Source organism: Qipengyuania sp. SM2512 (genome assembly GCF_054954005.1).
Genome location: NZ_CM143134.1, coordinates 2,895,341 through 2,908,590, shown reverse-complemented (window position 1 = coordinate 2,908,590; position 13,250 = coordinate 2,895,341). Strand labels below are relative to the sequence as shown.

Sequence of the window (13,250 nt, the reverse complement as noted above, 5' to 3'; positions counted from 1 at the left end):
GCCGTTGCGCGTTCCGATTTTACGGAAGCAGCTTGGCGAATCGACTACGGGCGGTGAGAGCATTCCTACGGGAACGGGCGGTCGATGGCGACCGCCGGCTGGGTAAACCAGCGTGGTCCATCTTCGGCGATGTAGAAGTGATCTTCCAGGCGCACGCCAAACTCCCCGTAGATGCAGAGCATCGGCTCGTTGGAAAAGCACATGCCAGGGACTAACGGCTCCCGGTTTCCGCGTACCAGATAAGGGTGCTCATGGAGGTCAAGGCCGAGGCCGTGGCCGGTTCGATGCGGCAGACCCGGCACTTCGTAATCGGGGCCAAAGCCTTGCTGCGTCAGAATCGCACGAGCTGCATGATCGACGACTTCACACGGCTCGCCGATTTGCGCCGCTTCGAACGCGGCGATCTGGGCCTGCTTTTCGGCGTTCCAGACCGTCTTTTGGCGCTCAGTAGGAATACCGAACACATAGCTACGGGTGATGTCCGACTTGTAGCCATGAAGCGAGGTGCCGGTATCGATCAGGACCATGTCGCCTTTCTTGAGTACTTGGTGCACCGGGCCTCCATGCGGATAGGCCGTGGCCTCCCCAAAGCTAACAATGCAAAAGGTTGAACCTGCTCCGGCGATCTTCTTGTGTGCCTGGTTGATGAAATCCTCAACTTCCTTGGCGGTTATTCCCTCGTGCAGGATTTTCGCGGTCGCCCTATGCACTTCCAAGGTCAGCTTCATCACGTGATCGATGATGGCGATCTCCGCATTGGATTTGCGCCGCCTGCACCCGCTTGTAATCTTGGTCGCCGGGATCACTTCTAAAGGGGAGAGGGCCCGAGCCAATCGGTCCGCAGCCCAATAGGGAGCTTCTTCGTCGATCGCGATCGTGCCCTCCACACAACGTAGAGCCAGCGCCAACGCTTTGAATGGATCTTCTTCTTCCTCCCAGGTAATGATCCGAAGGTCTCCGACTTCGAGCCGCAGGCGAGGCTCTTCGAAGCGCGGTGTGATCCAGATCATCTCCCCCCGAAGCGGTAGCACTGCAGCCGTGAGACGTTCGCTCGGATGTCCATGGATGCCGGTGAAGTAGGTAAGGTTGGAGCTGGGGAGAAGGATCATGGCTCCGACCCCCTGCGCCTTCATCTTTTCACGCGCCTTTTCGATCCTTTCGGTCATCTCCTCCTTGGAAATCGGGGGAACTCCATCGCCTTTGAATGCAAGCTTGGAAAGTTCGATTTCCGGAGTGGATCCACCGATTTGCTGCTGCGCTGACTCGCTCATGAAACGTCCTCTTATCCGATTTTCGATTCTTCCGTTGAATGTTGGATACAATATCCATAAGCTCTCCGTCGAGGCCTTGATGGCCGTTTTTGAAAGGAAAAGGGAAATGATTGATTGGGCGGGCGTCTTTCCGGCGGTCACAAGCCAGTTCGACGAGCAGTTGAAGCTCGATTTCGAATCGATCGAGCGCATGGTCAACCAATTGGTGGACGAGGGCGTTCACGGCATCATCGCGCTGGGCACCGTGGGGGAGAACAACTCGCTCTCCTTCGAGGAAAAGCGAGACGTGCTGCGTTCCATTAAGAATGCCGTCGACGGACGCGTTCCGGTCCTGACCGGTGTTTCGGAACTCACGACCGACGCTGCAAAAAAGTTTGCTCAGGACGCGCAGGAAATCGGTCTTGATGGTCTGATGGTGCTTCCTGCAATGGTTTATGTGCCTTCCGATGAAGAGCTGGACTGGCACTTCAGACAGGTCGCGGGTGCCACGGATCTGCCGGTCATGATCTACAACAATCCAGCTGCCTATCGCATCACTATCCCCGTGGAGACGCTCGCGGGTTGGTCTGATGTGCCGAACGTAGTTGCCCTCAAGGAATCGGCGGAGGATTCCCGCCGCTTCACCGACATCATCAATGCATGCGGTGATCGCTACGCGGTTTTTGCAGGCCTTGATGATTTAGCGCTCGAGGGCTTGGTACTCGGTGCGCGGGGCTGGGTATCGGGTCTGACCAACGCTTTTCCTCAAGAGTCCATCGCGATCTACGAAGCCGTGCTCAATGGAGATCTTGAACGCGCGCGCGAGATTTATCGCTGGTTCCTTCCCCTACTCCATCTCGATGCTCAGCCGAACCTGGTGCAGTGCATCAAGCTGGCTGAAGAAGTGATGGGCCGTGGCTCCGAGCGTGTTCGCCCGCCGCGGCTTGTACTGTCGGGTGAGGAGCGCAAGCGCGTGATCGACATGGTCGAAAAAGCTGCGGCCACCCGGCCCGTCGAAGTATCTGCTGCTACGAAGGCGGCTTGATCCAATGGCCCGTCACGTCTTTTCCTGCATAGACGGGCACACATGCGGAAACCCCGTCCGACTGATCTCGGGCGGGGCCCCGCTGTTGCACGGGGAAACGATGAGCGCGAAGCGCCAAGATTTTCTAGCGCATCACGACTGGATCCGGACTGCGTTGATGTTCGAGCCTCGAGGTCATGACATGATGTCAGGCTCAATGCTCTATCCTCCGACAACGCAGGACGGCGACATCTCGATTCTGTTTGTCGAAACGAGCGGGTGTCTGCCCATGTGTGGTCACGGCACTATCGGTACGGTCACGATGGCTGTTGAGTTCGGTCTGGTCACACCCGCCACCCCCGGGCGGCTTCTGCTCGATACACCAGCCGGTCGCGTAGTCGCCGAATACGACCAGGATGGCGACAAGGTGAGTGGCGTCAGGATTTACAATGTGCCGAGTTACCTCGCGCACAGTGAGGTCGCAATCCAGTGCCCCGAACTGGGCGAGCTCAGGCTTGATGTCGCATACGGCGGAAATTTTTACGCAATCCTTGAGCCTCAACCGAACTATCCCGGCCTGGAGCACATGCAAGTCGGCGATCTTCTTCGGCTCTCGCCAATCATACGCGAATTGATGAACGACGCGGTCGAATGCATCCATCCGCTTGATCCGACGGTGAATGGGGTCAGCCACGTTCAATGGACGGGCAAGCCTCGCGATCCGCGGGCCCATGCTCGAAACGCGGTATTCTATGGCGACAAGGCGCTCGACCGCTCGCCATGCGGAACGGGCACAAGCGCTCGCATGGCGCAGTTGGCGGCCCGCGGCGACCTCCGGCCGGGCGATGAATTTATCCATGAAAGCATCATCGGAAGTCTCTTCGAGGGGCGGCACGAGGGTGTGGCTACTCTCGGCGATGTTGAGGGCATCAATCCAAGCATTCGCGGCTGGGCTCGCATGCACGGATTCAATACGATCTTCGTCGACGACGAGGATCCGTTCGCTCACGGCTTCCAGGTCGTGTAAATTCACACAAGAATTGAGGTAAAGTAATGTACGGCAACTTGATCGACGGCCAATGGCGCGAGAGCGAGAAGGCCACCGAGAACCGCAATCCCTCGGACACTTCTGACCTTATCGGGACCTATGCGCAGGGTACTGCCAGGGATGTTCAGGATGCTCTTCAAGCGGCCCGTACGGCGTTCCGCGAGTGGCAGTTTTCGAACCCGCAGCAGCGCTTCGACATCCTTGATGCGGTCGGCACGCGCATATTGGAGCGAAAGGCCGAGCTTGGAGACCTTTTGGCGCGCGAAGAGGGCAAGACCCTTCCTGAGGGCATCGGAGAGGCGGCAAGGGCTGGCGCGATCTTCAAGTTCTTCGCTGGAGAGGCCCTTCGCGTCGGCGGGGAGATCCTCGCCTCTGTAAGACCCGGCGTGAAGGTCGAGGTGACCAGGGAGCCTCTGGGAGTTGTATCGCTCATCACCCCCTGGAACTTCCCGATTGCGATCCCAGCCTGGAAAGTCGCCCCCGCGCTGGCGTATGGTAATTGTGTGGTCCTCAAGCCGGCAGAAGATGCTCCGGGTTGTGCCCATGCTCTTGCTGAAATTCTCAAAGAGTGCGGCATTCCGGATGGAGTGTTCAATCTGGTAATGGGCAAGGGTTCTGTTCTTGGACCCGAACTATGTAACGATTCCGACGCTGTAAGCTTTACCGGATCGGTGGGTGTCGGAGCGCAGGTTAGGGCTGCCGCGGGTGCTGCAGGCGCTAGGGTCCAGCTCGAGATGGGTGGAAAGAACCCTCTGGTGGTCCTTGACGACGCTGACCTCGATATTGCGGTCAATTGCGCATTGCAGGGCGCTTTCTTCTCGACTGGCCAAAGATGCACGGCATCGTCCCGCTTGATCGTAACGAAGGGCATCCACGAGCGCTTCTCCGAAGCCTTGGCCTCTGCGGTAGAGGCTCTTCGCGTCGGGGATGCTCGCCATCAGGACACCCAGATCGGACCGCTCGCCAGTCGAGCGCAGTTCGACAAGACCATCCATCACATCGAGCTTGGCAAGAGAGAAGGTGCCAAGTGCATAGCGGGCGGCGATCCTGTCGGCGATCCCGACAAAGGGTACTTCGTGCGCCCGACCCTTTTCGACCGAACCACGCCCGACATGACGATGAACAAGGAGGAGATCTTTGGTCCGGTCGCCAGCATAATGGTCGCTGAGGATTTCGAAGAGGCGTTAGCCATTTGCAACGCCACCGAATTCGGATTGACTGCGGGCATCTGTACGACGTCGCTTAAATCCGCCGAGGAATTTAAACGACGCGCGAAGGCAGGGATGACGATGGTAAATCTGCCCACGGCCGGCGTCGATTACCACGTGCCCTTCGGCGGCACGAAGGCGTCCAGCTACGGTCCTCGTGAGCAGGGTTCCTATGCTCGCGATTTTTATACAATCGTGAAAACCTCTTACCAGTCCGCATAAGTTCGTCGGCAGGCACCCTCTCCCAACCCACCGCCTGCCGGCCGCTCCCGGAAAGTACCGCTATCCCTGTCTCGGCTTTCCGGGAGCAAACTCGTTCTGCGGCAGTGTTCCCGTCCTGAACACTGTCGGCATTCGTGGCGCTTGACTCACGACCATCCTGAAGTCACTTTGTATCCAGAATCCAATAATATTAGGGGATGGATGGATGCGTGCTTGGATGATGACCGCGGCAGCGATTGGCGCCCTCAGTGTGAGTGCGGCACCTACTGCGGCTTTCGCGCAGAGTTTGGCTGCAACGGAGGCGCCGCCTGCCGTCAAACCGACCGATGCTACTTACGCCCGTGCAGAAGCAGTTCTACCGGCTCATATCGACGAGTTGGTGTTCGATGTGTCAGTTCGTCCGCAATGGTTCGAAGATTCCAGTCGCTTCTGGTATGAGCGGAATACACCTGAAGGGTACCGCTATGTGCTGGTCGATCCAGGCGTAGCAAGGCGGTCGGACTTGTTCGATCACGAGGCCGTACGCGCACAGCTCTCGTCACTGCTTGGGAAGGCGGTCTCCGCAAAAGATTTCCGTCTCCGTGGCGCTGATCTATCGAAAGATGAGCGTGCTCTCGAATTCCGTTCGGGCGAGGGTAGATTCTCACTCCACCTGTCCACCGGCGAACTTTCCCGCCTGCCTGACGAGGAGAGGGGGGTTCTTTCTCCCGACGGCAAGATCCGCGCCTTCGCAAGGGACAACAATGTGTGGCTCCGCGAGTTGGACACCGGTAGCGAGCGGCAGCTGACCACGGACGGAACGGCACTTCGCCCTTATGGACGTCCCGTTATCAACGTGAAGCAAAAGATCAGTAAGGGCAGCAACGAGCCTGAGCTTGATCCTGACCTTGAGTGGTCGCCGGGCAGCGATCGGATCGCGACGTATCGGCTAGATCTAACGGGGGCGCGTCGGCTGGCGATCGTCCAGTCAACGCCACCCGAGGGCGCGCCTCCGAAGGTCTATGACTATTACTACAGTTTCACCGGCGATCAGGATGTGCCGCTCGCTACTGACGTGATCATTGATGTGCAATCAGGGGGCATCGTGACCTCGAAGAGCGATCCTCAGCAGATCCTCTATTATGGAGGACCGAATTATGAGTGGAGCGAGGATGGTTCCGCCGTATTCAGTCTTGCTCCCGGACGAGGGTACAAGACGCTGACGCTTGAGCGGATTGACGCTCGGACTGGCAAAGTGACCGTTCTTCGGCAGGATCAGTCCGACACCTATGTGGATTACTACGGTCATGACTGGACCTATGACGAGGACCATGATCGCCACTTCTGGACCGCCGATCCCACAGGATATGCTCATATCTACACTGCGGATGGAAAGACCGGAAAAGGGAAGCAGATAACCAGCGGTGCCTGGCGTGCCCGTTCGGTGGCAGGCACCAGTAGCGATGGGGACATCGCCTTCGTGGTGGGGTCGGGCCGGGAGGCTGACAGGGACCCTTACTACCGTAGCTTGTATTCGGTGCCGCTCAGCGGAAAAGGCTTGAAGGATCTTACTCCCGAACCGCTCGATCACGACGTGTCGGTGTCGCCCGACGGGCGCTTCTTCGTAGACAACATGTCGCGCATCGACACGCCCACCCACTCCGTTGTCCGCGATACGAAGAGCGGGCGCATTGTCATGGATCTGCAGAAGGCGGACGCGTCACGCCTGCTTTCGGCTGGATACAGGCTGCCCGAGCCATTCGAAGCCCTGGCCGCTGATGGAAAAACCAGGATCTACGGCGCGATCTTCAAGCCCGCCGACTTCGATCCCGATCGTCGCTATCCCGTGATTGAGGATGTGTACACCGGGCCGCACTATGTGCAGACACCCAAATCGTTCGAAGCCGCGCTCTTTTATCGCAACATCATGTCGCTATCGCAGCTCGGTGCGATCGGGGTCACGATTGATGGGCGAGGAACATGGGGCCGCTCTCGGGCATTCCAGCAACCCGCTTACAAGAATCTGCATCTAGTTGGTCTTGATGACCATATCGCCGGTATTCGTTCCTTGGCCGAGCGCTACTCTTGGATCGATGCCGATCGTGTGGGAATCTACGGCTTCTCGGCCGGTGGCTATGACGTGGTGCGGGCGATGACGCGTCGTCCGGAATTTTACGACGTTGGGGTTTCAGCATCCGGCAACCACGACAACCGTCTCGATAAGGCGACTTGGAACGAGCAGTGGATGGGAGTGGAGCTGGGGCCACTCTACGATGAGAACTCGAACGTCACGTGGGCAAAGGAGCTCCAGGGTGACCTTTTCCTTGCGCATGGTGAGCTTGACGAGAATGTTCCAATGGCAGCGACTCTACGGCTCGTAGACGCCCTGATCGACGCCAATAAGGATTTTGAATTCTTAGTTGTCCCGAACGCTGACCACTTTCTTGACGACTCTCCGTACTTCCATCGGCGTCGCTACGATTACTTCACTGAGAAGCTCCTCGGTCTAACTCCGCCAGAGGCCTACCAGATGCGGGAGTTCGAGCAGTGAAGCGCGGAGTGCTGGCATCGGGAGCCGCGCTCATGGTCATGGGGTGTGCCTCGGTGGCTTCCGGCGATCATGATTGGTTGTCCGAAGCCGGCGATCCGAGCGTTCAGCAATGGATCGAGGCGCGCAACGCTGAATACGCTGCCGAAGTGGCATCTCTGCCCTCTGTCGCCGAACTTGCGAAGCGGATCGAGGATCTGACGCAGAGCAAGGGCGAGACGACCGAACTCTATCGTGTCGTAACTGCGAAGAGTTCATTTTCCCTGTCATCCGGTCCGGAGTACGCGGGAACAGTCATCCTGGAGGGCCCATCTGGTAGGTTGGTTTTCGATCCTGACAATCTCGAACGGGAAGGGCGTTGGACTATAGACTGGTTCGTGCCTTCGCGCGATGGGCGCCTCGTGGCGGTCTCAGCGTCGCCAGATGGCACGGAGCGTGGCACTCTCTTCGTGGTGGAAACGGCCACCGGGCGGATTGCGAAAGAGACGATCTACAACGTGAACAACGCCACGGCCGGTGGTGATCTCGCGTGGAACGAGGATTCGTCCGGCTTCTTCTATACTCGCTATCCGCAGACCTCCGACGAAGCTGAAGGTGCGTCCGGCCAGCGAATCTTCTATCACGCGCTGGGAGATCGGGCCGAGGATGATAGGCTCGAGTTTGAGCCGCCGTCGGGGCGGCTGGCCGAGATCCGGATCGTGTCGGACCCGTCGGCGGCCCGCGTCGCCGCATGGGTGCAGGACGGGGATAGCGGCCGGTTCTCGCTGCATCTCCGACGCTCGCTCGGCGACTGGCAGCAAGTGGCGGGATTCGATGACGGGCTAGTGCAGCCTTTCTTCGGCCCTGATGGTGATCTGTTCGTCATTTCGAAGGCGCGACATAGCCTCGGTGAGATCCTGCGACTGCCATGGTCCGAAAATTCGATCGCCGACGCCCAGCCCTTCATCGGGCCGTTAAATGGCGCAGCCTTGTCGGCTTCTTTCTATTCGCACGGCACACCGACTGCTGCTTGGAGCGGGGACCGATTGTACGTGATGTATCAGATGGGCGGCCCGATGGGCTTGGCTTCCTATGACATCAAAGGTGATCGTCTGAGCCTCCAGACGTTCGGTCGGCCAACGTCAGTTCGTTCTTTGTTTCGCACGGGTGACACTGTCAGGGTAAGGGTTGAGGATTACCTTTCTGCGGCGACGTGGATTGAGCTCGGAGCGGACCTCGACGTTGGGTCGACGACTGCTCCGAAGGACGGAGATATCGAAGTGGTCCGCGGTGCGGCGACCTCGAAAGACGGCACGAACATACCTTTTACCATGCTCAAGCATCGGGACATCTCCTACCCGGCTCCAGCACTGGTATATGGATATGGGGGGTTCGGCATCAGCCGAACCCCCGCCTATGATCCGGGGCTTCGAGCCCTTCTGGAACAAGGCGTGATATTCGTGGATACGAATATTAGAGGCGGGAGTGAGTTCGGGGAGAACTGGCGTCAACAGGTCATGGGGACGGGGCGCCAGAAGGCCTACGACGATTTTCAGGCGGTGCTTTCGCATTTGCACGAGCAGGGCGTTAGCAAGCCGGAGTGGACCGCGATCGAGGGCGCGAGCAACGGCGGCCTGCTGATGGGTGTGACCCTGACCCAGGCCCCTCACTTGGCGCGTGCGGTTCTGGCACGCGTCGGGCTCTATGACATGACCAGGTACGAATTCGGGGTCAACGGTGCCTTCAATGTGGCGGAATACGGTGATCTGAGTGCTCGCCACGAACGAGCGGCCTTACTTGCTTATTCTCCTTTGCAGCACGTGCGGCCGGCGGTTGATTACCCTGCGGTTTTGATGACCGTGGGCTCGAATGATCCCCGGGTCGATCCGGCACATTCGCGTCGGATGTTGGAGGCCCTGAGGCAAGCCGATGATGACGACGATCCCCTTCTTCTGCGAACCGATTTTGGTGCGGGACACTATGGGGGCAGCCGGGAGGACGGCATCCGCCATAGGGCAGAGGAATTCGCGTTTCTCTTGTCCCGGTTCCGAGCCGCGGGTTGGAAAGGACGCGGGCAATGAGAGCACGTGCCCTGATAGCGGCAGCATTGTTGTGCGCGGGACTGCCATATGAAGCCCTAGTTGCGAGTCCCATGGTGACAACGACGGAGGATGTCGCTCCGGAAGAAGACGAGCTCTATACCTTATTTGCGGAGGAATGGTCGTTTCGACGTGCCGAGTTCGGCATCAGCGAAGATGGCAAAGGTCCCGCCGACTACATGCCGCAGGTCGATGCGGCTGCACATTTGCGACGAGGTGATGTTTGGGCGGATATCTTAAAGCGGCTCGACGCAATCGATGAGACACAGCTTTCCGACCGAGCACGAGTAGATGCCGCAGTCTTCCGCAATGTGCTGGAGGGCTTTCTTATCGAGGCTCGAGCACGCAGTTGGGAGATGCCTTTCAACAGCGACACCTCCTTCTGGTCTTCGCTTAGCGATGGAGGTGGCTGGAAGCGGCCCGAGCAATACACGGCATACCTAGAGCAGCTACGACAACTGCCTCGCTATTTCGATCAGCAGATGGCGAACATGGACGCCGGCCTCGATCGGGGCTTTAGCGTCCCCCGAATCACACTCACAGGGCGTGATAAGTCTATTGAGGCCTACCTTGGTGAGGATGTAGAATCTAACCCCTACTTCCAGCCCTTCTTGAGCATCCCGGACGGCATTCAGCCACACGAAGCGGAGGCCCTGCGCGCCGAGGCTCGGAAGGTCCTGCAGGATCAAGTCATACCAGCCTACTCGAAGCTGCTGAAGTTCTTTCAAGACGAATACCTGCCGAGAGCACGGCCCGACGTTTCTGCCCGCAGCATGCCCAATGGGCCCGAGTTCTACCGGGACCAGGTCAAGCTCTACACGACCCTCGATATCTCTCCTGAGGAGGTGCACGCCATTGGCTTGCGCGAAGTGGCTTTGCTGGAGGAGGAAATCCGGGATCGGGCGACGGCCGCTGGTATCGAAGGAACCGTCGAGGAGATCTTCGCAAAATTGAGGGGCGACCCGCGCTTCGTTGCCGACTCCCCTGAGGACCTGCTGATGCGGACGGCATGGATCGCAAAGCGCGTCGACGGTCGCATCGGTGACCTCATAGCAACGCTGCCGAGGCAGCGATTCACTGTTCGGCCTGTTCCTGACGAAATAGCGCCTTTCTATACGTCGGGCCGCGGTGGACGGGAGGCTTGTTGGATGAACACCTATGACCTTCCGTCCCGCCCGCTCTATGCATTGACCGCGCTCACCCTGCATGAATGCTCGCCCGGCCATAGTCTGCAAACGGCGATCGCCGCGGAGCAGGACGACCGGCCAGAGTTTCGCAAGAGGGTCTATTTCTCGGGGTACAGCGAGGGCTGGGGCCTCTATTCCGAATGGCTCGGCGTCGAGATGGGCTTGTACGATACTCCCCACGACGATCTTGGACGGCTGAGTTACGCGATGTGGCGTGCCTGTCGGCTCGTTATCGATACAGGCATCCATCACTACGGCTGGAGCCGGGAGCAGGCGATCGGATACCTCACCGCTCGCACGGGCCTGTCGAGCCATGAGATCGAAACCGAGATCGACAGGTACATTTCTTGGCCTGGGCAAGCGCTCTCCTACAAATTGGGCGAGTTGGAGATTCGAAGGATCAGGACAGAGGCGGAGGCGCGTTTGGGCGAGCGCTTCGATCCACGCAGATTCCACGATGCGATCCTCTCGTTGGGCTCGGTACCATTGTCGGTTCTGAGCTCCGAGATGGACCTCTGGATCGAGCGAGAGGTGATGCGACCCCCAACCGGCTGATCGTGACCCGTGCCTGATACGGCGTGAGCGAAGAAAACCTGCTAGGAGGCGACGCAGGCGCTAGTTGAACCGTCGTGCCGTCAAGCCTCAGTTGGGCCAAATTTTTACCAGGTCCCTGGTCGGGTCGATGGCGAAGCGACCCTGCTTGAGGACCATGATCCGGAGATGAGCGATGGCCGACCAACGATTTGAGACTCTCACCGTTCATGCGGGCTGTGCTCCGGATCCGGTGACGAAAGCGCGCATCACACCAATCTACCAAACAGCGAGCTATGTGTTTGACAGTTCTGAGCATGCTGCAGACCTGTTCGCGCTTAGGCAGTTCGGGAACATCTATTCGCGGATCACGAATCCGACCAATGATGCGCTCGAGAAGAAGATAGCGGCGCTCGAGGGCGGCGTGGGGGCTCTCGGCCTGGCAAGTGGACACGCAGCACAGCTTGTGGCGTTTCACACGTTGATGGAACCCGGGTGCAACATCGTCGCAGCCAACAGGCTCTATGGCGGGTCACTCAACCAGATGGGAGAGAGTTTTCGTAAGTTCGGCTGGGAGACGCGGTTCGTCGACGTGGATGATCCCGCTAACGTTCGCGAGGCGATGGATGAGAAGACGCGCTGCGTCTTCGTGGAGAGCCTCGCCAATCCGGGGGGTGTCGTCACTGACATCGAGGCCATTGCGCAAGTGGCCCATGAAGGAGGCGTTCCGCTCATTGTGGACAACACCATGGCTAGTCCGGCCCTGTGTCGTCCTTTCGAGCACGGCGCTGACATTGTAACCCATTCGACAACGAAGTTCCTCAATGGCCACGGCAATGCCGTCGGGGGTGTAATTGTGGACTCCGGAAGGTTCGACTGGCGAGCTCAAGGTGATAAATATCCAAGCTTGACCAAGCCCAACGCTTCTTATCACGGCGCCATACTTGTGGATGCTCTCGAGCCCGTTGGTCCTATCGCATTCATCGTGGCCTGCAGGGTCTTGGGTCTGCGAGACCTGGGACCGGCGATGGCTCCGCAGAACGCATGGTTGGCACTGACCGGCATGGAGACGCTGGCCTTACGCATGGAGAGGCATTGCGACAACGCGATGGCTGTTGCGCGGTGGCTCGATGTGCAGGAGCAGGTGGAATGGGTGTCATATGCAGGGCTGGCCGACAGCCCTTACAAGGCTCTCGCCGACCAATATCTCGGCGGACGCGGGGGTGCAGTATTTACCTTTGGTCTGAAGGGAGGGTACGAGGCAGGCGTGAAGCTGGTTTCGACCGTAAAGATGTTCAGCCACTTGGCCAACATCGGCGATACCCGGTCACTGATAATCCATCCGGCCTCGACTACGCATAGTCAGCTGTCGGAGGACGAGTTGGTGGCAGCGGGCGCCGGACCCGAGGTGGTCAGGATTTCAGTTGGTATCGAGCATGTAGATGACATCATCGCCGATCTCGAATCCGCTTTGAAGCAGATATGACCGGACCTTAAACACTTCGTCAGAGCGACATAGCGTTGTACTCTTGGGGGCGGCGTCCGTGATCTGGGCTCTGCGCATTTCGGGAACTCCAGCCGCCGCAATACCAGCGGACGTTCAGTGGAGCGGATCCGTTGTCGCGCCAGCAGCCCTCGACGCCTCGTTTGTGGCAAGTTCGTATAATCAGCCATTGCTTGCCAGTGCGTTCCCCAACTTACGAAGGTCAGCGGCAGGTGGGGGAGTTTCAAGACCGCCGCAATTGTGACCCTTAGGTTGTATGTCCTAAGACTAGGTCGGAGTAGAGAGTTTCATTAAGATGAGCCCGCTAACGATCAGAATGGCGGATGTAACCCGCATGAAGTTCATGGCCTCGCCGAAATAGGCAACGCCGATAATGAACGCTCCTAGTGCTCCGATGCCAGTCCAGATGGTATAAGCGGTGCCGAGTGGAAGCACCCTCATCGACCAGGCCAGCAGTCCGAAACTGAGCAGCATTGCGAAGGCCATAATGATCGTGGGCAAGGGTTTGGTGAAGCCTTCCGACTGCTTCATAGCAGTGGCCCAGACGATCTCGAACAGCCCGGCAAAAACAAGTACAACCCACGCCATAGCAGCCTCCTTGAAAGCCGCCGGGCCGTCCCGGTCTTGATCGCCAGCTCGGCACGGGAACGTGGTCTCCGCAGCGTTTACAT

9 protein-coding genes are annotated in these 13,250 nt (G+C 58.7%); 7 read left to right on the top strand and 2 right to left on the bottom strand.

From position 1 onward, the window contains the following. Nucleotides 1-65: 65 nt before the first annotated feature. Nucleotides 66-1,271 carry a M24 family metallopeptidase gene (locus ACQ5J0_RS14355; protein ID WP_462568264.1) on the bottom strand — a complete coding sequence of 402 codons (1,206 nt, stop codon included), beginning with the start codon at nt 1,269-1,271 and terminating at the stop codon, nt 66-68. A gap of 106 nt (nt 1,272-1,377) precedes the next feature. Here ACQ5J0_RS14355 and ACQ5J0_RS14350 point away from each other — a divergent pair, with 106 nt between their 5' ends. The 7 genes from ACQ5J0_RS14350 (at nt 1,378) to ACQ5J0_RS14320 (ending at nt 12,561) form a co-directional block, all read left to right on the top strand. After that, nucleotides 1,378-2,295: a dihydrodipicolinate synthase family protein gene (locus ACQ5J0_RS14350; protein WP_462570130.1), complete on the top strand. Its 918-nt coding sequence runs from the start codon at nt 1,378-1,380 to the stop codon at nt 2,293-2,295. A 4-nt stretch (nt 2,296-2,299) separates the two neighbouring features. Beyond that, complete coding sequence (locus ACQ5J0_RS14345) at nt 2,300-3,301, top strand: 4-hydroxyproline epimerase (protein ID WP_462568263.1); 1,002 nt, start codon at nt 2,300-2,302, stop codon at nt 3,299-3,301. 26 nt (nt 3,302-3,327) lie between these two features. After that, entirely contained in the window at nt 3,328-4,752 is a 1,425-nt protein-coding gene (locus ACQ5J0_RS14340; protein ID WP_462568262.1) for an aldehyde dehydrogenase family protein, read from the top strand. A gap of 217 nt (nt 4,753-4,969) precedes the next feature. Continuing rightward, nucleotides 4,970-7,282 carry a S9 family peptidase gene (locus ACQ5J0_RS14335; RefSeq protein WP_462568261.1) on the top strand — a complete coding sequence of 771 codons (2,313 nt, stop codon included), beginning with the start codon at nt 4,970-4,972 and terminating at the stop codon, nt 7,280-7,282. After that, nucleotides 7,279-9,339 carry a prolyl oligopeptidase family serine peptidase gene (locus ACQ5J0_RS14330; protein WP_462568260.1) on the top strand — a complete coding sequence of 687 codons (2,061 nt, stop codon included), beginning with the start codon at nt 7,279-7,281 and terminating at the stop codon, nt 9,337-9,339. Before ACQ5J0_RS14335 ends, ACQ5J0_RS14330 begins: the two co-directional genes overlap by 4 nt. Nucleotides 9,340-9,410: 71 nt before the next feature. Then, nucleotides 9,411-11,099: a DUF885 domain-containing protein gene (locus ACQ5J0_RS14325; protein WP_462568259.1), complete on the top strand. Its 1,689-nt coding sequence runs from the start codon at nt 9,411-9,413 to the stop codon at nt 11,097-11,099. Between the two features lie 172 nt (nt 11,100-11,271). Next, nucleotides 11,272-12,561, top strand: coding sequence for an O-acetylhomoserine aminocarboxypropyltransferase (locus ACQ5J0_RS14320; protein ID WP_462568258.1), 1,290 nt, complete (start codon nt 11,272-11,274; stop codon nt 12,559-12,561). Nucleotides 12,562-12,846: 285 nt separating this feature from the next. Here the strand turns inward: ACQ5J0_RS14320 and ACQ5J0_RS14315 are convergent, their stop codons facing one another. Beyond that, nucleotides 12,847-13,167: a DMT family transporter gene (locus tag ACQ5J0_RS14315; protein WP_462568257.1), complete on the bottom strand. Its 321-nt coding sequence runs from the start codon at nt 13,165-13,167 to the stop codon at nt 12,847-12,849. Between the last annotated feature and the right edge of the window lie 83 nt (nt 13,168-13,250).